Genomic DNA, 25343 nt, shown 5'->3' with positions numbered 1-25343 from the left:
CTCCTTAGCGGCCAAGATAGACTTCAATCACCTGTTCGTTGGCCTGAACGTCACGCAGCGATCCTTCCGCCAGGACCCGCCCCTGATGTAACACCGTGACGTGATCGGCAATGGTTTCAACAAACCCCATGTCATGCTCTACCACCATCAGAGAGTGTTTCCCCGCGAGTGTGCGAAACAGCTCGGCCGTGTATTCCGTTTCCGCATCGGTCATGCCGGCGGCGGGTTCGTCCAGCAAAAGGAGATGCGGATCCTGCACCAGCAACATGCCAATCTCCAGAAACTGTTTCTGCCCGTGCGAAAGGAGCCCTGCCAGACGATCCCGCTCGGCGCTCAGCCGCAGCAGAGTCAGCATCTCATTGATGCGGTCCCCCTGCTCGCTGCTCAGACGCGCCCGCAGGCTGGCCCAGACCGTTTTATCGCCCTTCATCGCCAGCTCAAGGTTTTGCCAGACGGTAAGCGCCTCGAAGACCGTCGGTTTTTGAAACTTACGCCCGATCCCCTGACGGGCAATCATCATCGGCTCAAGGGTGGTGAGATCGGTCGATTGATCGTAAATGGCCCGCCCGCTCTGGGGGCGCGTTTTGCCAGTAATCACATCCATCAGCGTGGTTTTGCCCGCCCCGTTGGGACCGATTACGCAGCGCAGCTCGCCCACGCCAATATTGAGCGAGAGATCGCTCAGGGCTTTAAAGCCATCGAAGCTGACGGTAATGTTTTCCAGCTGCAGGACCGGGTCGGTCTGGTCGCGGAAGCGATCCCCCGGCAGCTGGCGGGTAAAGAGGGTTTCGGCGGGCTGCATTATTTTTCTCCCTTACGTAACAGGCCAATCACGCCGCGCGGCAAGAACAGCGTGACGGCGATGAAAATCAGGCCGAGGAACAGCTGCCAGTATTCCGGCATCGCCACGGTAAAGACGCTTTTAGCTCCGTTGACCAGCGCCGCCCCGATCACCGGGCCAATGAGCGTGCCGCGCCCGCCCAGCGCCACCCAGATGGCGGCCTCAATGGAGTTTGTGGGCGACATTTCGCTGGGGTTGATGATGCCCACCTGCGGCACATATAGCGCACCTGCCAGCCCGCAGAGGACGGCCGAGAGGGTCCAGACCAGCAGCTTAAAGCCGCGCGGATCGTAACCGCAGAAGGTAAGGCGGTTTTCCGCGTCGCGTACCGCCGTCAAAATGCGGCCAAACTTGCTTTTCGCCAGCGCATAGCCGATAGCCAGCGAGGCGGCCAGCAGCAGCACGGTGGCAAGAAACAGCGTAATGCGCGTCGAGATGGCGGTGACCGGGAAGCCCAGCAGCGTGGTAAAACCGGTGAAGCCGTTGTTGCCGCCAAAGCCGGTCTCATTGCGAAAGAAGAGCAGCATTCCGGCAAAGGTGAGCGCCTGAGTCATGATCGAGAAATAGACCCCTTTGATCTTTGACCGGAAGGCAAACCAGCCGAATACCAGCGCCAGCAGACCGGGAGCCAGAACAATCAGCGCCAGCGCCCACGCAAAGTGCTGCGTCCCCCACCAGAACCAAGGTAAATCGTTCCAGGAAAGAAACGACATAAAGGCGGGCAACGCATCGCCCGAGGCCTGACGCATCAGGTACATACCCATGGCATACCCGCCGAGGGCGAAGAAGATCCCGTGCCCCAGCGACAACATGCCCGCGTAACCCCAGACCAGATCGAGGGCCACCGCTACGATGGCGTAGCAGAGAATTTTGCCAATCAGGGTCAACATCCAGGTCGATACTGCCAGCGGATGGGTGGCCGGCAAGAGCGCCAGAAAGGGCAGCACCAGGAGCGCCGCCAATAGCAGACTCCCGACAATCGGTGCGGTACGTGGCGCTTTGCGCGCCAGGGTTAATGTCAGTGGCTGGCTCATTAGTCAATTACCCTCCCTTTCAGTGCAAACAGACCCTGCGGCCGTTTCTGAATAAACAGAATAATCGCCACCAGGATGAGTATTTTGCCCAGCACGGCGCCCATCTGCGGCTCCAGAATTTTATTGAAGATACCCAGCCCAAATGCGGCCGCGACGCTACCTGCCAGCTGTCCGACGCCCCCGAGCACAACCACCAGGAAGGAGTCGATGATATAGCCCTGACCCAACTCCGGACCGACGTTGCCCAGCTGCGACAGCGCCACGCCGCCCAGCCCGGCAATGCCGGAACCGAGGCCAAACGCCAGCATATCGACCCGCCCGGTAGGCACCCCGCAGCAGGCGGCCATATTGCGGTTTTGCGTGACTGCCCGGACGTTCAGCCCGAGACGCGTTTTGTTCAGCACCAGCCAGGTGAAGAACAGCACCATCATGACAAACACCAGCACGACAATGCGGTTCCACGGCAATATCAGGTTGGCAAAAACCTGTACCCCGCCGGAGAGCCAGCCGGGGTTGGCGACTTCAAGGTTTTGCGCCCCAAAACCCATACGCACCAGCTGGATCAGCATCAGGCTGATGCCCCAGGTGGCGAGCAGCGTCTCCAGCGGACGGCCATACAGATGGCGGATCACCGTGCGCTCCAGCGCCATCCCAATCCCGGCAGTTAGCAGAAAGGCGACCGGCAGCGCCACCAGCGGATAGAGCGCCAGCCACTGAGGCGTGAATTGCGCCATCGCCTGCTGCACAATCCAGGTGGCGTACGCGCCCAGCATCAGCATTTCGCCATGCGCCATATTGATCACCCCCAGCAGGCCATAGGTGATCGCCAGCCCGAGCGCCGCCAGCAGTAAAATGGAGCCGAGTGACAGCCCCATAAAAGCCTGGCCCAGAAGATCGCCTATCATCAGCCGACGCTCAATCTGCTTCAGACTGTGGCTTGCCGCCGCGCGTACGCTGTCATCGGGTTCGGTTTGCGCCTGCGTGTAGGGGGTAAGCAGCGCCTGGGCCCCGGCGTCGTCCGCCTCACCCAGCGCGGTCACGGCCTGGCGGCGCACCTCTGCCTGCGGGCTGGACAGTTGCAGGCGGGCAATCGCCAGGTTGAGCGCCTGGCGTATCGCCTCGTTTTGCTCCGCGTTCAGCCGCTGCTGCATAAAACCCAGCATCGCGGGCTGGGCGTCCCGCTGCAGCAGCTTTGCCGCAGCAAGACGATACGTGACGTTGTCACTGATAAGCTGATGGGTTGCCAGCGCGGTGGCGGCGGCAATACGCAGACGGTTAGTCAGCCGCACCGCCTTAGGCTGTCCCTGCGGCGTCGCGGCGCTGCCCAGGGTGTCATAGCGCCCGTTGTGGCGGGTAAAGGCGTGTTTCTTTGCATCGCCGTAAAGATTCTCCTGTTGCAGTGCCTGCAACAGCGGCAGCCTGGCGGGGTCCGGCGTTGTCGCCCACTCCCCGAGCAGTACCGCCTGCTGGCTGCGGCTGGCGGCAACAAAGGTATCGGCGTCCGTTGCCTGCGCCATCCCTGGCACCAGCCCGGCAAGCCACATGATGGCGACGAGTAAGCGCAGCATGCTCATGGCTGATCTCCCTGAACTTAGTTACTGGCGGTTTTGATAGGGGTGTCGGGTTTTTTATCGTTACCGGCGATAAACGGGCTCCATGGCTGAGCGCGCACCGTGGCATCGGTCTGCCAGACCACGTTGAACTGACCGTTATCTTCGATCTCACCGATCATCACTGGCTTATGCAGGTGGTGGTTGGTTTCATCCATGGTCAGGGTGAAGCCAGACGGCGCTTTAAAGGACTGGCCCGCCATAGCGGCACGCACTTTATCCACGTCGGTGGTACCGGCCTTCTCAACCGCCTGAGCCCACATATGGATCCCCACATAGGTGGCTTCCATCGGGTCATTGGTCACCACGGTATCGGCGTTCGGCAGCTTATGCGCTTTGGCGTAGGCTTTATACGCGGCCACAAACTGCTGGTTGTCAGCGTTATCGACCGATTCGAAATAGTTCCAGGCGGCCAGATTCCCCACCAGCGGTTTGGTGTCGATACCGCGCAGCTCTTCTTCCCCGACCGAGAAGGCGACGACCGGCACGTCGGTGGCTTTTACCCCCTGGTTCGCCAGCTCTTTATAGAAGGGAACGTTAGAATCGCCGTTAATGGTAGAGACCACTGCGGTTTTGCCGCCAGCGGCGAATTTTTTGATACTGGAGACGATGGTCTGGTAGTCGCTGTGACCAAAGGGCGTATAGACCTCTTCAATATCTTTATCCTGAACCCCTTTCGAGTGCAGATAAGCGCGCAGGATTTTGTTAGTGGTGCGTGGATAGACGTAGTCGGTGCCCAGCAGGAAGAAGCGCTTCGCGCTGCCGCCATCTTCACCCAACAGATACTCCACCGCCGGGATCGCCTGCTGGTTAGGTGCCGCGCCGGTGTAGAAAACGTTCGGCGACATCTCTTCCCCTTCGTACTGGACCGGATAGAAAAGCAGGCCGTTCAGCTCTTCAAATACCGGCAGAACCGATTTACGCGAGACCGAGGTCCAGCAGCCGAACACCGCGGCAACCTTATCCTGGCTCAGCAGCTGGCGCGCTTTTTCAGCAAATAGCGGCCAGTTCGAGGCGGGATCCACCACCACCGGCTCCAGCTTTTTGCCCAGTACGCCCCCTTTGGCGTTAATTTCATCAATAGTCATTAACGCCACGTCCTTCAGCGGCGTTTCAGAAATAGCCATCGTGCCGGAGAGTGAGTGCATGATGCCGACTTTGATCGTTTCAGCGGCCTGAACGCTGAAACTCATCCCCATGGCCACCACAGAGGCGGAGAGAGCAAAAGCTTTTATTAAGGTACGACGGTGCATATTTTCACTCCTGAAAAGAAAGCTGTGCGAAATCGTCCGCGACGACAGGACGTAGAAAGAGCAAAACATCAGTTCAGAAGTGAATGAGCAAAAAGGATGCCAGGTTGACAGCGGGCGGGTTTAGCGAGGTTTAACGGAGGGAGATGGTGCAGCGGCACAGCGTTGCATTAAATAAGTGCAACGCTGTGCCTCATTTTTTACCAGACTTCGCTGGCGATGCGGGTGACCAGGCGAACCTTGTCCCACTGTTGTGCTTCGGTCAGGCTATTGCCCTCTTCCGTTGATGCAAACCCGCACTGCGGGCTGAGGCAGATCTGCTCTTTAGCCACATACTGGCTCGCCTCTTCCAGACGCGCTTTCACCCCTTCTGGGTTCTCCAGCTCGCCGTTTTTGGTCGTAATCAGACCCAGCACAACCTGCTGCTTGCCCGGACGGACGAAACGAAGGGGGGCAAAATCGCCGCTGCGATCGTTATCGTACTCCAGGAAGAAAGCGTCAACGTTCACCGTGCCAAACAGAACTTCGGCCACCGGCTCGTAGCCGCCCTCCGAGATCCAGGTTGAACGGAAGTTACCGCGACAAACGTGCAGGCCGATGGTGAGGTCGTCGGGCTTGCCCTCCAGCGCTTTGTTCAGAACACGCGCATAGGTACGGGCCAGTTGCTCGGGATCGTCACCGCGCTCGATGATCTGCCGACGCTGGTCGTCGGAGCAGAGATAGGCCCAGACGGTGTCATCCAGTTGCAGATAGCGGCAGCCTGCTTCATAGAAGGCGTGGATCGCATCGCGCCAGGTGGTGGCCAGATCGTCAAAATAGGCATCCAGTTCAGGATAGACGGTGGCATCGATATCTTTGCGACCGCCGCGGAAGTGCAGCACGCTCGGGCTGGGGATGGTCATTTTTGGCTGCGCTTCACCGCTAATGCTTTTCAGGTAGCGGAAATCTTCCAGCATTGGGTGCGCGCCAAAGCCCAGTTTGCCGGTAACCCGCACGCCGTGGGCTTTAGTCTGCACGCCGTTGAACTGAATACCCTGGCTGGAATCGTAACGCTCCACACCCTGCAGACCGTCAAAGAAATCGAAGTGCCACCAGGCGCGACGGAATTCACCATCTGTCACTACGTGCAGGCCGCAGGCGCACTGCTGCTCAACAACATGGCGGATGGCGTCATTCTCAATGGCACGCAGCGCGCTGGCATCAATCTCACCGTTGGCAAATTTCACCCGCGCTTCTTTAATGGCGTCAGGGCGTAAGAAACTGCCAACTACGTCGGCGCGGTATGGGGCGTTATGTCGCTGCATGCTTTTCTCCTTTATCTGTCGGCAGATGATTGCCGACAGTGATAATTCATCTTATGAATCTTTAGACTTCTGGATGTCTAAATGTCCAAAAAAGATGTCACATGCGACCCGCCACGGCAAACGAGAAAAATTCATGTGTGTTGAATAAAATTCATGTTGCACTCAGTCGCCGCTGGCGAAGGCGAAATTTTCATCCTCCCAGCCGGTGATCCCCCCCAGCATGATCTTTACCGGCAGTCCCAGCCGGGCGAGTTTCAGCGCCGCGCGATCGGCTCCGTTACAATGCGGCCCGGCACAGTAAACGACGAACAGCGTACCCTCCGGCCACTGAGCCATCTTTTCGGCGGTGATTTGCGACCAGGGTAAATGGATGGCACCCGGCAGGTGGCGATGGGCAAAATGCGCCGCCTGCCCGACGACGTGCAGTAACACGAAATCCTGCTGACCACTGCTCAGGGCATGGTGCACATCCGCGCAGTCGGTCTCTACGCTCAGGCGACGCAGAAAATGGGCGACCGCTTCTTGCGGCTCGGCGACGGGGAACTCGGTAACATAACTCATGGCTTTCTCCTGTGTGTCTGTGTTAACACTAGAGTAACGAGAGACGATGCCTGTGAATGCCAGCACCTATGCCAGAAAACAGCAAAAAGATGACAAACTTAAGACATATTGCGCGCCCGCGTGTGGTGGCACTGGCCTATGACGGCCTCTGTACTTTTGAGTTTGGCGTGGCGGTGGAGATCTTCGGCCTGCCGCGCCCGGAAATGGGCGAGAACTGGTATCGCTTTGCCGTGGCATCTGTGGATGGCGGCGAGCTGCGGGCTACGGGCGGGATCCGCATGGTCGCCGATGGTGACCTGTCGCTGCTGCAGGAGGCGGATTTGATTATCGTTCCTGGCTGGCGTGGCGTAGAGAGCCCGGTGCCGTCAGCGCTGTGCGAAGCCCTGCAACAGGCGCAGCAGCGAGGCTGTCATCTGCTCTCTATTTGCTCAGGCGTCTTTGTGCTGGCCGCTGCGGGGCTACTGAATGGCCAGCGCGCAACCACGCACTGGCGCTATACCCAAACCCTGAAGAGCCGCTTTCCGCGCATTAACGTGGTGGAAGATGTGCTGTATCAGGACGAGGGGCAACTGCTGACGTCCGCAGGGAGCGCTGCGGGTATTGATCTGTGCCTGCACGTGGTACGACGTGATTATGGCATGGAGGCGGCTAATCAGGTCGCGCGCCGCCTGGTGATCCCGCCCCATCGCGATGGTTCTCAGACCCAGCAGCTCAGTCGCCCGGTGGCACAACTGCGTGAAAGCCAACGGCTGGGGCAGTTATTCGATTACCTGCATCAACATCTGACCCTGGGGCATACGGTGGGCTCCCTCGCCCAGCGCGTTGGGATGAGCCAGCGTACGTTTCTGCGACGTTTTCAGGAGGCGACCGGTACCACCCCTGCCCGCTGGCTGCTGAATGAACGCCTGACCCGCGCCAAAGAGTTTCTGGAGAACAGCCGCCTCAGTATTGACCGTATCGCCGAACAGACGGGCTTCGGTAATACCGCTACGTTGCGCCATCACTTCCGACAGCACTTTGCCCTGTCGCCTGCCCAGTACCGCAAACAGTTCTGCTCGTGAAAGCAGGCAAAAAAAAACCGCCAGAGACTGGCGGTAAATGCTTGCATGGATAGATTTTGTGTTTTGGTATCTACGTTCCCGGTATTCCGTGCCGGGTTGCAGATCGTTTAATACGCTATCATGGAGAAAGTAAATAAGAGGTAAACGGCGCACAAAGAGCGGAGCTGCCCCGGCGTGATGGCTAACAGAGTGAGAATCTGCCATTTTCTACCCGGGGCTGAGTAACAACAGAGTACTGGCGAAAACACCTAACCTTGAAGGAGGTTTCTATGTGTGGACGTTTTGCACAAGCCCAAACCCGGGAAGCGTACCTGGCGTTTCTTGCCGACGAAGCCGAGCGTGATATTGCGTACGATCCGGCTCCAATCGGCCGTTATAACGTGGCGCCGGGAACGAAAGTCTTGTTACTCAGCGAACGCGATTCACAATTACACCTCGATCCCGTCTTCTGGGGTTACGCGCCGGGGTGGTGGAATAAGCCGCCGCTGATTAATGCCCGCGTTGAGACGGCGGCCACCAGCAGGATGTTCAAGCCCCTATGGCAGCATGGACGGGCGATCTGCTTCGCAGATGGGTGGTTTGAGTGGAAGAGAGAGGGTAATAAAAAACAGCCCTGGTTTATCCACCGCGCTGATGGTCAGCCAATATTTATGGCGGCGATTGGCAGTGCGCCTTTTGAACGGGGTGACGAGGCCGAGGGTTTTGTGATTGTTACCTCCGCCGCCGATGAAGGGTTAATCGATATCCACGATCGTCGGCCACTGGTTCTGTCGCCCGACGCGGCCCGTGCGTGGATGCGCCAGGATCTCAGCGGCAAAGAAGCGGAAGCCATTATTGCCGACGGCGCCGTGCCCGCCGATAAGTTTATCTGGCACGCCGTAACGCGCGCCGTAGGGAATGTGAAGAATCAGGGGCCCGAGCTCATTGAGGCACTGTGATCTTAATTAAAAGCGATATCTAAACATCGTGACGTTCCGGTTATAATAAATCATCTTTTTTACGCGCTGCTTCCTGAATGAATTCCGAAATAATCCCGTCAGCGCGATTACCAAATAAAGGTAGCTTGACACGAAATATTTTATTATTACTTCAGTCTGATTTGCGTTTAGTTAATAAAGATTAAGTTTATGGTATATAACTGCGCGACTTATAAGGCCGCTGGGTTGACTTATCTGCAACTGGAACACTTGATTGAATAAAGTTTGTTCAGTGCGGTCTTCAGGCACACATTAATAATATCTTGTTGGTCGACTGGTCTGATATGCTATTGATTCTAAAATATGTCATCATTTTTTGGCATTAAACTTACAACAAGGTCAATTATGAAAAAGTTAATTATGGTTGCGCTCATTGCAGGGGCGGTATCTGGCTGCGCACAACAATCTTTCTCTGTAAACAAAGGAACTACCTTTGCACCGCAGAAAGTGACCACTCATCACTTCTTCGTTAGCGGCATTGGTCAGTCTAAACAGATCGATGCAGCACAAGTTTGTGGCTCTGCGGACAAAGTTGTTCGTACCGAAGTTCAGCAGACTTTTGTTAATGGCCTGCTGGGTGTTGTGACTTTCGGTATTTACACCCCGCGTGAAGCGCGCGTGTATTGCGCTAAATAAGCGTTCTGTCAGCGGGATATTCTCCCGCTGACCTCTCATCGTTAGGCTAAAAATCGCTTCACGATACCAATATTACTCACTCAGCCCCCTGTTTTTCAGCATCGGCTCAATCTTAGGATCGTGCCCACGCCACACGCGATAAAGTTCCGCTAAATCAGTACTATTCCCACGGGATAAAATCGCTTCGCGGAATTGCTGCCCGTTCTCGCGGTTTAATCCGCCCTGCTCCACAAACCACTGGTAGCCGTCGTCGGCCAGCATTTGCGTCCAGAGATAGGCGTAATAACCCGCCGCGTAACCGCCGCCGAAAATATGGGCAAAGCATACTATTCAAATGAGGTTTTTATCCATACTAAACAAGGTGTTAACTTATAATCGGGGTGTCGATTTTCACCATTTTTAGCCTCAATATAAATCCATGTTATTCAGTAAGTTGCGTATGGTTTTGGGGAAGAATCAATCTTGAAAACGCGTTATTACCACCCTAAATCGCTGCAATTTCGTACAAATGTCAGCAAAAAACCATTTTAAAAGCGTCTACAAAAAACTTTGCGTAGCTCCTTCCAGAAATCACACTCGGTGCTTTGCCGGCTCCGCCCATGCAGGCAATATCGTCACCGATCCGATTGTAGGATTTAAGGTGCGCACCCTTTTTCAACGAACGAATAGCAGATCGGAGAATCTCGTCGTATAACGAGGCGAGAGCATCTCCCTTTTCATTTGCCATTGCTGCTGTATTCCCTGCCCGGCAAAAAACAATGTCCCCCTCCCTCCCTTGGCGTTCAGGTGGTCCAGTATCTCCATGAGTTGTTCGCTGTTTCGTCGTGGCCCCGTGTCGTCGAACAGGTTTAGCTGCGCAACGCCCTGGCTGAAGAAATCCCCAAGCATCACTCCCGCTTTCTGATATCGGTGGCCATCACGCCAGATATTATCCAGGCAGCGCACTGCGGCACTGATAATGTCCCTGCTATCTTGAGTTGGCGTCAGCAGCTTCACAGATACACTATTTCCATAATACGGCTCATTGATTGCGAAGGGCGAGGTTTTCACGAATGCGGAGATATAGCGACAGTACTGGTGCTCACCGCGCAGCTTCTCCGCCGCGCGCGCCGCATGGCTGCATATGGCCTGGTGCATATGCTCATATTCTGTGACGCGTTCGCCGAATGAGCGTGAGCAGACTATTTCCTGTTTAGCCGGCGCATACTCCTCAAGCTCCAGACAAGGTTCTCCGCGTAGCTCGCGTACGGTTCGCTCCATCACAACGTTAAAATGCTTCCGGATAATCCAGGTGCTCTGCTCTGAGAGATCGAGAGCGGTTTTGATACCCATGGCATTCAGTTTTTTACTGATTCGGCGCCCTACGCCCCAGACATCCTCTACGGGGACGAGAGCCATTAACCGGCGCTGGCGATCGACATTTGATAAATCGACCACCCCGCCCGTTTGCCGCTGCCACTTTTTTGCAGCGTGGTTTGCCAGCTTCGCCAGGGTTTTCGTTTGCGCTATTCCCACACCCACGGTGAGATGAGTATCCCGCAAAACCGTGGCACGCATCTCCCTGCCAAAATCCTCCAGGTTCCGGCAGTTACGAACCCCGGTCAGGTCACAAAAAGCCTCGTCGATGCTATAAATTTCGACGCGAGGGCTCATGACCTCCAAAGTGGTCATCACCCGGTGCGACATGTCAGCGTACAGCTCGTAATTACTGGAGAACGTGGCCACGTTGTATCGACGAAATAATTCGCGCTGTTTGAAGAACGGCTCACCCATACTTATGCCGATCTGTTTCGCCTCGGCGCTTCTGGCAATAACGCACCCGTCATTATTCGAGAGAACAACGACGGGCCGCCCCTTTAAATCGGGTCTGAACACCGTTTCGCATGATGCGTAAAAGCTGTTCACATCACAAAGCGCAAACATATCAACTGGCCGCTTTAACGATGAATGTCACAACCCCGAAAATATCGAGCGTATCTTCACTTTCTACCAAGATCGGCGAGTAAGCGCTGTTCATGGGGTTGAGTTGAACAGTCGGACGAAGCTGGAGGCGTTTGACGGTAAACTCACCCCCGATCGCGGCAATGACTATGCCACCATGTTCCGCAACTCTGGAGCTGTCCACGACCAGCAGGTCACCATCACTGATGCCCGCTTCAACCATTGAATCGCCCGCTGCCTTAACAAAATATGTGGCGCTCGGGTGCTGGATTAACAGTTCGTTCAAATCGATGCGCTGCTCGACATAGTCTGCAGCAGGGGAAGGAAAGCCGCACTGAACAAGGCTCCCATAAAGCGGTAACGCGACAATGCCGCGCAACTCTACTGGTGTGTAAAATTCCATGAAAGATCACTCCTGTTTATACTGTTTTTATATACAGTAGTTTTTAACAGAGAGTAGATCAATGCGAAGCCGCCTATCAATTATTCCTGCTGAACTTATTTATGTTCTGCTCTCTTTGAGTTCGGCAACCTCACGTAATAAATACTGCACCGCTCCTAGCAGATCCATTACGATTGGATTGTTGTCTACCGAAGGTCTGTCGCGCATGACAGGGAGAAGAGGCCGCCCGGCTTCATCAAGTTCATCAGCATCATAAATTGCATTTGGATCAGGCTCCAGATTATGTTTGATGTACTGCGGAGCTATAGTCTCAGCCTGTTCTGCAATAATCCCAAACCGTACCCTGTTTTGTTCATCATCTTTATAGGTGAAATGTACCATCTCAAGCGCAGCGATACGCTCTACAGCATCGCTTAACGGTGCCGGGGATATATCGCGTTTATACATGAGCCCCGACGTGCCCTGTACAGCAATTACTCCAGAAGATGTAGGCAGATTATTCAGTATCTGATTCGTATTGGATCCATCATTGTAACGTTGGGTCAGATAAGGTTTTGAGCCGACAGCTGGCGAAACCTCAAGCATCACCTGCGCTCCCAAATCGGTAGATGTTCTTGATGTATTCCTTGCCGTCAAAGTTGAATAACCTGCCGTTTCCACAGTGACCTGCCCAACCTTTAAAGAACTTCCTTCGCCTAGACCGATGTTTGTGCGAGCGGCTGCCTTATCAGGCACGTCATTGAGATTCTGTGACTTGTCCATTTTCCCGGCGAGCAAGCTGGTCATGCCATTCCACGCAGGTCCAGAATATGTCGACCCGTCCGGAAGTTTAACTGTGATCGTTCCCGTTCCGCTGAATACCTGCTGCCAGTTCTGCTTGTCGTAGTTCAGCCCGCGCAGTGCTTCGGTAGCCTGAGCCACCACTGCTGCGGTAATCAGGTTTTGCGTTGCGCGCGGCACGGCAGACCACGCCAGGCCATTCTGAGAAGGTCCTGGATATTTGCTGACCAGTGTTAATTTCGTCGCACTATCGACAGATTTTACCGGGAGCGTGTAAGTGATGCCGCCAACAACCACAACAGCAAAATCCCCGGACACCAGCTCGGTTGTAAAGTTGGTACCGGAGCCGGTTACCGCATCGCTGTTGGTGGTTAGGGTTAAAGTTCCAGCGGACATTGTTGTCTCCTGAATTCAGATAATAAAAAACCCGCCTGGAGGCGGGTCGTAATTATTTGGTTTTTATTTGCAGGTATTTGATGAGAAGTTATTTTTGTTAACCCATCGCCAGTTAAATGGATGTCCAGCCCGGAATTCTGTCTGGTTTGCCACCTTTCTTACGCCGTAAATTTGCACGGTTTCCTGCTGACCTCCCAACAAGGCTGTTGCCTGGCACACAGGAGATTGTTTCTGTAAAACTGATTCGGCACACCCGCTAATAAGCAAGCAAGGTAGCAACCCCAAAAGTATTTTATTCATAACTCACCATGGTCATTTTATTAAAATAAAATTAACCCAGTAGTGATTGATTATAAAATAGATATAACAGATCGATAATTTTCAATTGATCGCTTTCAGCGATCAATCATATGCAGCAGTATTAATAGCTGTAATCGCCATTCCGGTATTTGTCCCGCCTGCCGGGCTACCCTGACCAGTCTGACTTCCCTGAGCATTAATTCTCGTCGTCGATCCGTTGAAAAGCGCTCCAGCATAGGCGGTACTATTTATTATAACCGGCTGACCCTGAACTGTTATTTGCCAGAGAGAGGAGCCCAGAATGGTAGGGACTATGGCGTAAGATCCAGCCAAGGTTTGATCGATATTAATACCGCCATTATTCCCCGGAGTTCCGATAGTAACCAGATCAGTGAGGACTTTGCTTTCATTCGTCAGGACCAGCTTGCCGGCCTCGTCCCAAATTGCCATCCCCCATTTGGGTAACGTCTGAGGGAAAATGGCGAACACGTACGCTGTCAGAGTATGAGTGAGACCCCTAGGGCTACTGGAACCTACCTTGATAACATTACCAACCCTGGCGGCGCTAACCGTTGCAGCATTGGATGTTTTACAAAAAACTATAGCTGGATAGCTTGGGTCAATAGGAATGTCAGCACTTGCGCCCTGGTAATTACCCCCCGTTCCTACAGAATTTGCCGTAACTTTTCTATATAGGCAAAAAGGCGTTGAATTGGGTGTTATAAATGGATTGCCGTTTTCCAGGGGAATTAGCGCACCGTAATCTGCCACTATGCTTTCTCCAGATAAACGATGAGTTCACACTCAGATGCTGGATAGTTTCCAACCCCTGTATTGCTTGCCGCACTGAGTAAGATTGCATTGCCATTAGCCACAATGCGTCTTCCAACTGAAAAGCCGCCTTTATCAAGAGCTATAGCAAACCCAACTTTCATTCCAGCGGGAGTGGGAAAAGACCAGCTGCCAGAATTCTGCCCTTCAGACAGCAGAATTCGCCCAACAACTGAAATAGGTTTAATACCATAGTTATTTGGGATGCCGTTTTCGTCCCAGGTCTGAATTCCCCAATCCATCAGAATACCCCCGTTAGCTTGCCGATTTGCACTCGGAGTCGGTTTTTATCCCGAACGCTCCATGTGGTGTTTGTCTGCTTCATTGCCCCGTCGCCGTCACTTCCATAATTTTCGAAATTGCCCGACTTATCCAGGCGCCATCCGGACACATTGGCCTGAAAGTTATTTGACTGAATAAACTGACCAATCATGGCGTTGTTAATCGTGCCTTCACGTATCATCCCTGAATCAATGAATACCTGGCCGCCAACCACAGCAAAAGGTGAATATTGCGTATCGCCTTGTCCGGATAACATGACAAATTGATCGGCGTTGATGGCCACCCTGCTCTTAATGCCATTACCGCTGGCCATGGTCGCTATCGACAACCCTGCGTCGTAATAAGAGCCGTTGTAATTTACGCCGGCACGCAGGGTATAAATTGCATTTGCACTGGTGGCATCCACAACGGATGTCATTTTCTGGTCAATTGCAGCCTGTTGAGTACCAAATTTTGACGCAACGGTCGTCTGGTATTCAGCAAAAGCTTTTTTATCATCTGCTTGGGTAGTTTTAATCTGAAGGATGTCTGTCCGGTTCTCACCATATTGTTTCCACTGGTGTTCAACCGTGGCATTGTTGGCCAGGGCATCTTGTAACTGTGCTTCAATATTAAAATCGATAGCTTCAGTAAGCGCCTTGCCGTCTTCAGATGTCAGAAGATCAGAGCCAATAGCATCGAGATATTCATCAGCATTGGCATTCGAATCCCCCCGAACGATGTCTGTCCAGTCGGATTTATTGCCGATCCTGTCCACCAGCCGGGCCCGGTACCAGAATGTCTGGCCAGCCTTCAGCCCCAGTTGCTGATACGTGCGGCCCGGATAGGTCACGCTGGTCAGCAACTGCATGTTGCTGCCCTGAGGATCAATATCGTACTGGATTTCCGTGTACGCGCTGTCGGCTGTGTCGCTACCAAATCCCCAGTCAAGCTGGATACCCCAGAGTAAAGGGGTGGTCCGCAACCCTACAGGTTTCGGAACAGCACCCTGGCGGCCGGTAAGCGTCGTTAATACGGAAGTAGCCCACATAGATGACGCGCCACCGCTATTGATAGCCCTGACCCTGACGAGGTAATTACCAGCGTAAATCCCCACGACCTCTGCACTACGCAGGCCCGTTTGCGGAACGTTGATCCATTCGTTATCGTCGCGCTTCCACTGCATCTCATAGGCAATAATATCTGGCTGGATTTTGCCTTTGGCATCTACAGGCGGTTCCCATTTCGCCACCATCGTGGCAATACGCTGGCCCTGACGAACGCTCTCATAGCTGGTGATTGCGATGTTTCGTGGCTGAGAAACGATACCTGTCGGAATGAGGCTTATTGGCGGCGTGTCCAGCCTGGCATTGTTATCGACAGCATCATATTTCGACGCGTTGTACTCCGCGCCAGTAATGGAAAACGTGTTTTCCTCATCGTTGAAAGTCAGGTTCATTACCCGGAAATACTGCAGGCGTAGCTGCCCGGCATCGATAACAAATACCGCGTTCGGAAGAGGTGGTGCCGTGAAAGCAGTGGCCATAATCAGCTGGGTGCCGTTTACGGCCTGAATGGTGCGACTTTCAACGGTACCGCCTTGCGTGCGGATCATCAGCGTGTCGCCGGCAACCGCACTGGTGCCTCGGTCAGTCGTTACAGCTTTGATGCCTGCGTCATAGGCTGTTACTCGTCCTCCATAAACGCGCCCCGACAATCGCTCGTCAGCAAACGCAAATACGGTACCGGGTACATAAGCAAAGCCATCAAGTCCGGTTTGCAGAGTGATTAGGCGGTCGAGAGAGTTGGAGTAAACCGCCCAGCCACCGCGGCGCTGCGCTTCACTTTCACGGGTGCAGCCGATAGCCGTCAGCTGCGTTTGCTTGAATTTGAACTGCTTCACCAGGTCAGGGAACATCACTGCCGTGGTGCGGTCCTGGTAATGATTCTCCGGGTCGCTGAAATTGATCAGCGCACTGGAGAAGCGAGTCTTTTCGCTGCCACTCGAATATACGGGCTTGCCTACCACTGATGCCCTGGTGAGGATCTGCAGCTTCGACGTGTCAGCCGGCATGTCGGAGACAACGTTAAACATGTTGTTGCCCCAGAACGTCATGCCGTTAAAGCCAGCGGCAATATCCTTGATCACCTGCCAGGCATCCGCCTGCGACTGAATATAGACATCAAACATAAAGCGCGGCTCGGTACCGCTGCCACCTTTACCATCGGGAACCTTCTGGTCACAGCGCTGAGCAATACGGTAGAGCTCCCACTTATCCAGCATATCCGCTGTAACCCGGCGACCAAGTCCAAAGCGCGGCTCGGTCAGTACGTCGTACCAGATCCATGCCGGGTTATTCGTCCAGCCCCATTTGAACGTGCCATTCCAGGTACCAACATATGACCGGTTAATCGGGTCATAATTTGAAGGGATGCGGATCACTCGCCCTTTCGGTTTGCAGGAAATCTTAGGGATGTTGTTAAACGATTTGGCGTTGAAAGAAACATACAGCAGCGCGGTATGTGGATAGCGCAGTCGGGCGTCTATCACCTCAGTGATAGCCTGCACCTGGGTTTTGTTCTGCAGCATTTGACTGGTACTGTCAGCGGTATCGCGAACCACGCGGATTTGCCAGCCAGTGCTGGCTTTTGGCAGGTTGATACGGTGCGTGATCTCATATAACGAGCTGAGTTTCTCGGTGACAGTCTTGGTCATGACCGTTGAGTAAGCTCCGCCATCGACAGAAAGGTCGATATGGTATTTAACAGTGGTACCAACGACATCTCCGTTGTTTTCCTGCTTTTGAAGTCCGGGTATGCCAATACGCACGAGCACCGCGTCAATCTGGGTATTACTCAATGCGCGGGTCCAGGGGGCAACTTTTGTCAGCGATACGCCAATACTGGACTCGTTTTCTACAGCAGGGAATCCGGGGATCGGCGTTTGGGTCTGCGTGCCAGGGCGAAATTCCCACGAGACGTTTTCAAAGTTCATCGTCCCGTCAGGATTGCCCAGCGGGGTGCCATCAAGGAAGATTCGCGAAGCGTCGAGGCCGCCCGCAAACTCCCCCTCACCAAGCGCCAGCAGCATACGGCAGCGCGCCATAGACTGCGCGGAATCGGGTTGCTCCACTGGGGTGTGCTGCTTCTGGCTACCACCCTTCGCGCCGATAATCGTTTCCATATTGCGTCCATAAAAAAACCCGCCGAAGCGGGTTTAAGTTGATTGGTTATACGGCTTATTTGACACGCCACATTCTGTACTGGCCCCAGAATCCAACCTCAGTGAGGTATTCCTGGTCTTGACCATTAGCGTCAATATCGAGCGTTTTGCGCATGCCCATACTTAGAACATTGCATTCGTTACTTACGCGGAGCTTATGGGGTCCATTAGCTAGATAAGCTGTTACGAACTGATTCTGGCGTAACTTAGCAATATCGTCTCCATCAATCTGTACGAGGAATTTACATGTACCTCCACTTCCTCCACCGATGAATTGTTTGTTTCGGGTAACTGTGACCTTTGTTTGTTCTACACCCGGTTTTGGCTCTACGATCTGCTTATTAATAATTGTCTCAGCTGGTCCGTATGGACGAGCACAGCCTGAGAGCAAAACTGCCCCAATCAGAGGAATTAAAATTTTCTTCACTATCATCACCTTAATTGCTATGTGCCGTCACATAGTAGGCATAGGGCAAAAAAATTCAATGACTGAGGATAAACTAAACATTAAATGTCTTCCGCGACGATACCAGCACTGATAATCGCCCCGCCTATCTCGCGTTCGCCGTAGAGCAATGCCACCGGGTTACCCATTGCAAGTGTGTTAACCGCCCCGCCAAACGCATAGCTTGGTTTATTATCAGGATCATCTCGCCCCTGCAGTCCTTTTGGTTGCGGTGAAAGCATCTGGTAAATCCCCCCTGCCATCATCCCAACGCCGGAAACCATCAAGGAAGCAGCCAAAGGAGATGCAGTACCTCCCGAGATCACCGTCATTACGATCCCGGCCACTACCATCACAGCCCCGAGAATGGTTTGGAAAATACCGGCCTTCTTCGACCCTTCCATTACAGGTGCAATTCGGATATCGCTATCGCCGCCGAGCTCTTTAAAGTCCTGGGCGCCTATATTGCGTTTCCCGCGAAACACCGCAAAGGTCATGCCGTTCTTTTTGGCATTCATCAGATAGTCTTCCAGACCGTCAAAGTTTACGCACAGGGCTTTTACTGCCTCTGCAGAGGTTTGCACCGCCAGCTTATGCACGCGGCCGAACCGGACGCCCAGCGCACCGTACAGTCGAATAGTGGTTAAACGCGCCATGGCTTTATCTCCTCTGGCAAATCTTTATGGCGAACACAAATCATCGTCCGATCTTTGAAGTAACCGCGCGCGTATGGCGTGATGCAGGATGGCTGGCCATACATGTGGTGCAACAGCTCGCCCTCTTCCGTGATGATCCCTGCGTGATTCCACTTATCGGACTCGACCTGCATGATCACCATGCACCCTGGCGCCGGGTCGCTCTCGATAAACCCTTCCCGCTCCCAGTTATCGAAATAGAGATTGTCCGGGTACTGGCTTTCCCACCACGGATAATCCACGCGGAAATCGTTCAGCGTGACGCCCTGCGTGGCGTGCCAGTCCATGACCAGCCCCCAGCAGTCGTGCGAGCCCAGGATGAACGGGCGGCCAATCAGCGGGATGGCATCAGGGGTGATCTCGAAATATTCATCGCAGTCAGGCGCGTAGATGCCCCAGACCACACCGGAGTTATTGCACTGCTGGTGATCGAGGTCTGAGGGGATTGCCCGCGCGCCATCGCCCGGATGGGAGTGAATGACGCGGACAATGGTCCCGATGTCCTCAGCATTCGCCCAGTGTTCACCATCAATACGAAAATGCTCTGTCGGGTTTTCGTGGCTGTTCGGCACCGGGATATAGCGTTGGCGTCGCCCAGACTGAATGACGAAGCCGCAGCTCTCGCGCGGGGATTCCTCCAGCGCATGCGCCCGGATGGCGGTCAATAGAGTTTTGTTCATTGCTATGCCCGTTTAACGAGAGAATAAGACCGTAGCGGGGAAGCCGCCGAAATCGAGAATCGCAGTATTGGGATTTGCCAGCCCGGCGCCAAAGCGTTTACGGCAATCACCGAGGCAACCCCCACATATATCCAGCGCAGGGTCGGCTACCGCGTTGCCCTTCGCGTCGAAATAAGCCGTGCCGTTGTAGGTGCAGCCATCACCGCTGCGATACTGACCGCGCAGGGTCCACTCACAGATCGAGGTGATTTGACGGGTGGGTATGACCAGGTTCTGCAGGTCGGCCGGGCTGCTAAGCGCCCAGGTCACCACCTCATCGTCTTCCGTGGTTTTGGTATCAAGCCAGAAGGTCTGCAGGGAGAACATCGACGGATCAGCTATCGCGTTCACGCCGCCCGGGAAGTTAACTGCATCGAGGTAAACCGCGTATGTGTCGATTATGCTTACTTTCGCATTCACCACATCCTTGAATTGGAGGCACAGCGCGGAGATGTGGCCGTCGAGGTTTGATACGCTGAGCTTTGGTTCTGCGGCCTGATCGGTTGAAAGCGCCAGGTCAGTAATCTGGAAAGGCCAGAAGTCATAAACCTTGCCGCCGAAGACGATTGGTTTTGGACCAAGCTTATTCTCATCACCGTTCGCCGCGTCAATCTCTGCTGGCGTATGTGGAAATGGTGCGTAATGAAAGCGGTGGATACCGCCGCTGAACTCCGAAGCATCAACTTCAACCAGGCGGACCCTGCCTCCCGGTGCCAGCTTCGCAGCCTGATCGACTAAAGACATTATGCGTACACCCCATAAGCCCGTTTGATAGTGAACGTCAGCTCAGCGAATTTGCTGCTGATCTGGTTTTTACGCACGGAGTCGGAGACAACGCGGTATAGACCCTTCTCTTCGCCCGGGGGCGTGATGATGAAGGCCTTCACGGTGTGACCCAGGAGAAATGCACGTACTGCGTTAACCTCCGCCTCAGTGCCGGTATGTTTCATCGGCACCTGTATCGCCGTGGAGTTGATGCCATTATCGGCCGCCTGCTCGTAGCCATCTCCAAACTGTGCCGTTCGTACCGACTGGCTATATTCAATAGGCCCAGCGCCGAGTTGGGAGGACCAGTTATAGGTTTCAACTGCCATATTTGCTCCATAAAAAAACCCGCCGAAGCGGGTTATATTCATAAATACTTAGTTACGCGAATGGCTCGATTGAAGAAATACGATAAGAATAGGGGCCGTGCTGAACACCATCTTCATCAGTTTCGTTATAGGTAATGATGCCACCTACGCTCAGTGGTCTATCAAGCACATCAAGCGTGGCTGTATTTTTCTCGATGGTTGACCCCCAATCTAGCAGCGCAAGCCCATCGCCAAAATCTTCCATTACGAAAGGATATCGCTCAATACCTGATTGTTCGTAATTTTCAACACAACCATAACCAAAAGCATCGCTGTCATAATTAAGCTTCTTATCATCAAGAACAGGTGAGACAAAGGAAATATTGGACTTCCCATCCTCGACCCACAGCGCAGTAACTTTAATAGATACCATTTCTACCTCAATATCACTAATTTCAAGGATATAAAGAAACATTATCCATGCAAAAAGTTGTGCGATACAAGTCTATTAACAGAAAATCTTGACTCCAGGGGCCCCTAATTGCTTGAATAATTATTATCAAAAATAGCGAGGCTGGATGTAGGTAAACATAGCTACCATGAAGCCCCAGCAGTAGAGAGCACCAATGGGAATCCTTCCATGCCTATGGCAAAACCAAGAACACCCCTGATACACCTTTCTTTCGATCTTCCCCAGCAAATGGTAAGGAACAAAATGAATTACATTCTCGCGGCAACAATTTTCATTTCGCTATCTGCTCCAGCCCTCGCTCTTGATGCCGATGATTTTAGTGAGCTTGAAGGTTATACCGTTACAGCAATCACCCGTGTCGATGGGGATTTTGAGGGGTGTGAATACGATAAAAAAATCAAGCTACAAAATGGCTGGGTACTCACATGCCAGACATACAACTATCACTACGCTTATGCACCAACAGTGGCCGTTTTAACAAATGATGCCGGAAGGGGTTATCTCATCAAGGCAATTATTGATGATGATATCTATGATATGCAGCCTATCGCAAAATGAAGAAACCCACTTCTGAAGTAGGCATCTTCCGGTTTGTAAAAACCAACTCTTGTGCTGGCATCATCAGTGGTTAATCATATGAATAGTCCATCATTCAGGTTCGCACCTGTAGATGCTAGCCTTAGGTGGTTCATTACCACCTGCCTTGCCAATAAAGCCGCTAGCTACTAATGTTGTGCTGAAATAATCTCCAATAAGGTCCCCAGTTCCCGAGATGGGAATAACCCTGATCCAGCGAGTAGCATCATCGTTCACTAAAAATGTTGATGCCATACGAGATCCGCTTTTATCAAGATCCATCGCCACTCCACTATAAGCAGAATCTCTCCCCTTTTTGATTATTTCGTAATCGACACCATCAAAACTCGCCTTGCCTACATTTATTTGTGGAGAGAATATCTTCCCCTCGCATAGTTCGGTTGCGGCACTTGCATTGAATGCTGTAGCAATTAGCAAAGCTACTGTTCCCAGTAAACGCATCATCATCCCCTTGATTGGCATGGTTTGATCCATGATAACCAGGGGGTAAAGTAAACACTACCGGCCTTTGGTGAAGTTATAGATCATGCCTCCAGGCTTAAGGTGCTTTTGGACCACTTGCAGCGCAGCATTTTGCATCTCCTCAGCAAGGGCCCGCCCCATAGCATCGCCAGAACTTGCTGTATGAGCTGTTGCCGAACCACCAGCATCGACGTTAACCGTGGTATTAATCACCGGCGCCATCCCCGCGCCACCTTGAGCTCTAACCCCAAGCCGACCAGCTGAATCGCGAGTGAGCGGCATAATTGCCTCTGCACCAGCTTCTGCAAATACGCCACCTTTTGCGAACTTCGACGCGCCCTGAAAGGTGAAAAACTGAGGAGAGTCGTAGACCCCATTCACATACTTGCTGAGGCCTGGCGAATCGTAAACCCCGCCTTTGGCATTGAAAGATACGTTAGCAGCAGCATTCGCATATGCCCCACCAGGAGTTGACCCACCACTTGCACTGCCGCTAATCCACCCCATGGCCGCCTGCACCGTGTAGGCAACCATCAACCGGTTTGTTACCTCAACGATCATTTTGAGCATTGATTTGCCAAACTCTTTGACTGAGGCTTTTCCAGTCGTCATGAGGCTGGTTAGCATGTCGCTCAAGCCGGTCAGCGTGGAGTTGGCAACGTTCTTCACGGCGTCATAGGTGTTCGTGGCGACATCCAGATATTCATTCCAGCCGCTTATCGCGCCTGCTTTCCAATCACCACGGAGCTTATCCTCTTCAGCGTAATAATTGCGAAGCGCTGCCAGCTCTTTCTCGTAGCCAGAATCTTCAAGCTTGCCCCCACTATTAAGCCAGCCTTGCCGGAGCTGTGCCTCTTCACGTAGGCGTTGCGCCTGACGGCCGCTTAACCCTGCGCTATCTCTTAGCGCGGCGGTCTTTTCAGACATCTGGGTAACGTACTTCTGGGAGTTGTCCTGCAGCTTGTTCAAGCGCTCTTGAATAGCAATCTGATCACCCAAGCCAGCATTAACCTCGGCCTGAGCCAATGCGCGGTCTTTGGTAGTCAGTAGCGCCTGCTCATCTTTCGAAAGCGTCCGGGTCTTGGATGCCTCCTCCAGAATGCTGAATTTCGAAATCAGGTCCCATTGCTGCTTGCGCTGCTGGCTTATCACATCGTTGATATCACGATGCTCCTGAAGCGTTTTTAACTGTGCTTGCAGTGAGAGGGTTTCAGCGTTGGTGCTGTCCAAACTGCGCGTGCCGGTATCAATCTTAACCGCAGGCGTTTTTGGGGTTTTGGCATCGGCGTAACGCTTTTCGATACCAGCTTTCACCATCTGGTACTCTGCCTCAGAATACCGGGATCTGTCTGCCGCGAGCTTTTTAAGCTCCGCAGCCCGCTTCATAGCGTTAGTTTCATACAGCTCGAGGTTCGCATTGCGGCGCTGCGATGCCTCGAGTTCGCGCTGGTTTGCCTCCGCTTCTTTTTCTTTTTGCGCTGCAGCCTGCGTTTGCAGAGCCAATGTTTTTTCTAATGCACTGATCTGCGATTTGGTCGAAGCAACCAGCGCCTCTTGGTCCTTACGGCGCTGTGCGGCAGCTGCATCCTGGAAGTTACTGCTTTGCCTTCCAAAACCGTAATCAGGGCTCGCCGTAGCGCTATTCTGCAGGGTATTTAAGGTTTCCTGCTGAGCTTTCAGGCGCTCTCGCAGCCCCTTCAGAGTATCCTCCGGCGTAACCTGCCGCCCGACGTTAAGCATCTGATCCCAGGCTGATGCTGCGCTGTCTTTAATCGCCTTCCAGAGCCGCTCGATATCACCCAGATTTTCTTTAATCTGGCTCGAGCGGGTCTTCATAGCGTTGGCATAAGTGTCCACCGCCAGTTTTGCCGCGCCGGTGGCGTCCCCCTGCTTTTGCAGAGCCACAATCTGATCGTAAATAGTCGCGTTCAGATAATGATATTGCTCATTGAGGGCAATGGATGCTTTGACCGGATCATCAGCAAGCCGCTTGAAATCAGCGATGGTTTTATCGATAGCCTGGCCTGTTGCGCTCTGCATGGCCACGGCTGAGGCAGCCACAACCTCCAGGGCGTTGCCCTTGAAGGAGCCAGTGGCGAGAGCTGCTGAAAGTGCCTGGGCGGAAGCGGCAATCTTTCCGGAACTCCCGCCAATACGTTCTGCCATATTCGCCAGGTCGGCGGCTGTTTTCCCCGTGTAGCTCCCGGTCAGGATTAGTTGCTTGTTGAATTCACTCGCTTCCTGGCTTCCCTTATACCAGGCAACTGCCAGCGCGCCTGCGCCAACAGTTAAGCCGGCAAGGCTGAGGGTGAGAGGGTTAACAAAGCCGATCAGCGTACGCAGATAATCGCCAACGCCGGTCAGTGCACCTTTCACCCCTCCAAACTGGTCTTTAATCTGCCCGCCCTGCTGGAGCAGGATCAGGAACGGAGACTGCCCACCAGCCAGCTGCGTAGCAATGTCGGTAAACTGTGCCGGCAACGTACGCATTGCTGCGCTGTATTGCCCCACGGAGATACCGGCACGACGCGCAGCGGCCTCCTGTCGGGATAGCGCCTCAGGCAGCACGTCGGCTACGCCGGATAGTCGCTCACGCGTCTGATTGAGGATGGTATTGAAATGTTCGAACTGCGCGCCGTTAATGCGGCCAGCTTCGAAATGCGCCACCAGCTGCGCATGCTGCTCATCCAGTGAGTTGAATGCGCGAATCGTCGGATCGATGGAGCCCAGCAGGTTCTTCAGCGCGGCTGATTGCTTCTCTGCCGCCTGGGTGGCTGCCAGTGCTGCCTGAGCCTTCGCTGCAGCTTCGCCGGTATTCGTCAGCCTTAACCGGGTATCGTCCAGTATTTTGTTATAGGACTGGAAGGTGTCAGTATCCAGAAACCCCTTACTCTGGAATTTCCTTAACGCCTCCTGCTGTTCATCCAGGCGGTTCAATGCTTTGGTGACAGGATCGATATTTTCCAGCAACCCTTTGAGCGCGTTCTGCTGCTCCTTGATGCCTTCACTGCCCTGCTTTGCAGACTCAGCACCAGCGCGGAACACGCTGTTAAGGTCATCCGCTTTATCGACAGCACCGGCCGCCGCCTGACCGAGTTTATCCAGCTCATTACTGGCTGTTTTCAGGTCAGAAACATCGGCCCGCAAAGTAATCGAGGCGATCTGGTCAGTCATTATTTCGTCTCCTTGTGCATTACTTTGAGAGCCTCGCTTTCCATAATCTGAAGGTCAGCCATGCAGGCCGCCGCATCCTCAACCCCATGTAACTCAAACATCCAGGGGAGAACATTGTAATCAAGGCCGGTTGCCCCGCCCGCGCCGACGCGCCACTGGGTCGCCAGCGCAGAGAAGATGGTGAATGATTTCCATACCGACGGCAGGATCCCCACCTCTTCCTCCACGTCTTCAGGCGTCAAACCAAAAGCGCTCAGTTCCGCGAGAGTCGGTCCTGGCGTGTACAACGCTGCGGCG

26 protein-coding genes and 1 pseudogene are annotated in these 25343 nt (G+C 53.6%); 4 read left to right on the top strand and 23 right to left on the bottom strand.

Annotated elements, in window-relative coordinates; genetic code table 11:
* Window positions 1-4: 4 nt before the first annotated feature.
* The 6 genes from urtD to WFN75_RS06245 form a co-directional block, all read right to left on the bottom strand.
* Window positions 5-802, bottom strand: a complete 798-nt coding sequence (gene urtD / locus WFN75_RS06270) for an urea ABC transporter ATP-binding protein UrtD (protein WP_207291781.1) — start codon at window positions 800-802, stop codon at window positions 5-7.
* Window positions 802-1875 carry an urea ABC transporter permease subunit UrtC gene (urtC, locus tag WFN75_RS06265; RefSeq protein ID WP_336995825.1) on the bottom strand — a complete coding sequence of 358 codons (1074 nt, stop codon included), beginning with the start codon at window positions 1873-1875 and terminating at the stop codon, window positions 802-804. The genes urtD and urtC overlap by 1 nt, the downstream gene beginning before the upstream one ends.
* A complete protein-coding gene (urtB, locus tag WFN75_RS06260) occupies window positions 1875-3449 on the bottom strand; it encodes an urea ABC transporter permease subunit UrtB (RefSeq protein ID WP_336995824.1) in 1575 nt (524 codons plus the stop codon). The genes urtC and urtB overlap by 1 nt, the downstream gene beginning before the upstream one ends.
* 17 nt (window positions 3450-3466) lie before the next feature.
* Entirely contained in the window at window positions 3467-4738 is a 1272-nt protein-coding gene (urtA, locus tag WFN75_RS06255; protein ID WP_207291783.1) for an urea ABC transporter substrate-binding protein, read from the bottom strand.
* A 197-nt stretch (window positions 4739-4935) separates the two neighbouring features.
* A complete protein-coding gene (locus tag WFN75_RS06250) occupies window positions 4936-6039 on the bottom strand; it encodes a cobalamin-independent methionine synthase II family protein (RefSeq protein ID WP_040075769.1) in 1104 nt (367 codons plus the stop codon).
* A 162-nt stretch (window positions 6040-6201) separates the two neighbouring features.
* Window positions 6202-6600 (bottom strand): rhodanese-like domain-containing protein, encoded by a 399-nt coding sequence (locus WFN75_RS06245; RefSeq protein ID WP_046885591.1) that lies wholly within the window; start codon window positions 6598-6600, stop codon window positions 6202-6204.
* Between the two features lie 68 nt (window positions 6601-6668).
* Between WFN75_RS06245 and ftrA the strand changes: the two genes are divergently transcribed.
* The 3 genes from ftrA to WFN75_RS06230 all read left to right on the top strand — a co-directional run bounded on the left by ftrA (window position 6669) and on the right by WFN75_RS06230 (window position 9274).
* On the top strand, window positions 6669-7661 hold the full coding sequence (ftrA, locus tag WFN75_RS06240) for a transcriptional regulator FtrA (protein ID WP_040075772.1): 993 nt from the start codon (window positions 6669-6671) through the stop codon (window positions 7659-7661).
* A 269-nt stretch (window positions 7662-7930) separates the two neighbouring features.
* Window positions 7931-8599: an SOS response-associated peptidase gene (locus WFN75_RS06235; RefSeq protein WP_207291785.1), complete on the top strand. Its 669-nt coding sequence runs from the start codon at window positions 7931-7933 to the stop codon at window positions 8597-8599.
* A 384-nt stretch (window positions 8600-8983) separates the two neighbouring features.
* Window positions 8984-9274: a Bor family protein gene (locus WFN75_RS06230; protein ID WP_166182385.1), complete on the top strand. Its 291-nt coding sequence runs from the start codon at window positions 8984-8986 to the stop codon at window positions 9272-9274.
* A 72-nt stretch (window positions 9275-9346) separates the two neighbouring features.
* On the opposite strand, the pseudogene WFN75_RS06225 reads toward WFN75_RS06230, so the two are convergent.
* The 14 genes and pseudogenes from WFN75_RS06225 to WFN75_RS06160 all read right to left on the bottom strand — a co-directional run.
* Window positions 9347-9595 (bottom strand): annotated as a pseudogene (locus WFN75_RS06225) (M3 family metallopeptidase); the annotation flags it as partial.
* A 333-nt stretch (window positions 9596-9928) separates the two neighbouring features.
* The gene (locus tag WFN75_RS06220; protein ID WP_336995823.1) at window positions 9929-11197 is read right to left on the bottom strand and encodes a Y-family DNA polymerase; all 1269 of its coding nucleotides are present in this window, start codon (window positions 11195-11197) and stop codon (window positions 9929-9931) included.
* A gap of 1 nt (window position 11198) precedes the next feature.
* Window positions 11199-11618: a translesion error-prone DNA polymerase V autoproteolytic subunit gene (locus WFN75_RS06215; protein WP_336995822.1), complete on the bottom strand. Its 420-nt coding sequence runs from the start codon at window positions 11616-11618 to the stop codon at window positions 11199-11201.
* Window positions 11619-11717: 99 nt separating this feature from the next.
* Window positions 11718-12794, bottom strand: a complete 1077-nt coding sequence (locus tag WFN75_RS06210) for a tail fiber domain-containing protein (protein WP_336995821.1) — start codon at window positions 12792-12794, stop codon at window positions 11718-11720.
* Window positions 12795-12857: 63 nt separating this feature from the next.
* Window positions 12858-13094: a phage exclusion lipoprotein Cor gene (gene cor, locus WFN75_RS06205; protein ID WP_336995820.1), complete on the bottom strand. Its 237-nt coding sequence runs from the start codon at window positions 13092-13094 to the stop codon at window positions 12858-12860.
* A gap of 102 nt (window positions 13095-13196) precedes the next feature.
* A complete protein-coding gene (locus WFN75_RS06200; protein ID WP_336995819.1) occupies window positions 13197-13865 on the bottom strand; it encodes a hypothetical protein in 669 nt (222 codons plus the stop codon).
* Window positions 13865-14167 carry a hypothetical protein gene (locus WFN75_RS06195; protein WP_336995818.1) on the bottom strand — a complete coding sequence of 101 codons (303 nt, stop codon included), beginning with the start codon at window positions 14165-14167 and terminating at the stop codon, window positions 13865-13867. Before WFN75_RS06195 ends, WFN75_RS06200 begins: the two co-directional genes overlap by 1 nt.
* Window positions 14167-17370 carry a host specificity protein J gene (locus WFN75_RS06190; RefSeq protein WP_336995817.1) on the bottom strand — a complete coding sequence of 1068 codons (3204 nt, stop codon included), beginning with the start codon at window positions 17368-17370 and terminating at the stop codon, window positions 14167-14169. Before WFN75_RS06190 ends, WFN75_RS06195 begins: the two co-directional genes overlap by 1 nt.
* 55 nt (window positions 17371-17425) lie before the next feature.
* Window positions 17426-17842 (bottom strand): hypothetical protein, encoded by a 417-nt coding sequence (locus WFN75_RS06185; protein WP_249220444.1) that lies wholly within the window; start codon window positions 17840-17842, stop codon window positions 17426-17428.
* Window positions 17843-17916: 74 nt separating this feature from the next.
* Complete coding sequence (locus WFN75_RS06180; RefSeq protein ID WP_336995816.1) at window positions 17917-18510, bottom strand: tail assembly protein; 594 nt, start codon at window positions 18508-18510, stop codon at window positions 17917-17919.
* A complete protein-coding gene (locus WFN75_RS06175; RefSeq protein ID WP_336995815.1) occupies window positions 18498-19229 on the bottom strand; it encodes a C40 family peptidase in 732 nt (243 codons plus the stop codon). The genes WFN75_RS06180 and WFN75_RS06175 overlap by 13 nt, the downstream gene beginning before the upstream one ends.
* 12 nt (window positions 19230-19241) lie before the next feature.
* The gene (locus WFN75_RS06170) at window positions 19242-20012 is read right to left on the bottom strand and encodes a phage minor tail protein L (protein WP_336995814.1); all 771 of its coding nucleotides are present in this window, start codon (window positions 20010-20012) and stop codon (window positions 19242-19244) included.
* Window positions 20012-20362 carry a phage tail protein gene (locus WFN75_RS06165; RefSeq protein ID WP_336995813.1) on the bottom strand — a complete coding sequence of 117 codons (351 nt, stop codon included), beginning with the start codon at window positions 20360-20362 and terminating at the stop codon, window positions 20012-20014. Before WFN75_RS06165 ends, WFN75_RS06170 begins: the two co-directional genes overlap by 1 nt.
* Before the next feature lie 52 nt (window positions 20363-20414).
* A complete protein-coding gene (locus WFN75_RS06160) occupies window positions 20415-20816 on the bottom strand; it encodes a hypothetical protein (RefSeq protein WP_336995812.1) in 402 nt (133 codons plus the stop codon).
* A gap of 240 nt (window positions 20817-21056) precedes the next feature.
* On the opposite strand from WFN75_RS06160, the gene WFN75_RS06155 reads away from it, so the two are divergent.
* On the top strand, window positions 21057-21371 hold the full coding sequence (locus WFN75_RS06155) for a hypothetical protein (RefSeq protein ID WP_325946127.1): 315 nt from the start codon (window positions 21057-21059) through the stop codon (window positions 21369-21371).
* 90 nt (window positions 21372-21461) lie between these two features.
* On the opposite strand, the gene WFN75_RS06150 is transcribed toward WFN75_RS06155, so the two are convergent.
* Genes WFN75_RS06150 through WFN75_RS06140 form a run of 3 tightly spaced genes read right to left on the bottom strand, consistent with a single transcriptional unit; the run spans window position 21462 to window position 25333 of the window.
* Complete coding sequence (locus WFN75_RS06150; protein ID WP_336995811.1) at window positions 21462-21884, bottom strand: hypothetical protein; 423 nt, start codon at window positions 21882-21884, stop codon at window positions 21462-21464.
* A gap of 24 nt (window positions 21885-21908) precedes the next feature.
* Window positions 21909-25046: a phage tail tape measure protein gene (locus WFN75_RS06145; protein ID WP_336995810.1), complete on the bottom strand. Its 3138-nt coding sequence runs from the start codon at window positions 25044-25046 to the stop codon at window positions 21909-21911.
* On the bottom strand, window positions 25046-25333 hold the full coding sequence (locus WFN75_RS06140; RefSeq protein ID WP_112018309.1) for a DUF1799 domain-containing protein: 288 nt from the start codon (window positions 25331-25333) through the stop codon (window positions 25046-25048). The genes WFN75_RS06145 and WFN75_RS06140 overlap by 1 nt, the downstream gene beginning before the upstream one ends.
* Window positions 25334-25343 lie beyond the last annotated feature (10 nt).

It is taken from the genome of Leclercia sp. UBA7405, assembly GCF_037152215.1.
Classification (GTDB): domain Bacteria; phylum Pseudomonadota; class Gammaproteobacteria; order Enterobacterales; family Enterobacteriaceae; genus Enterobacter; species Enterobacter pneumoniae.
Note: the sequence above shows the minus strand (reverse complement) of the source record. Positions and strands in the feature narration are given on the sequence as shown.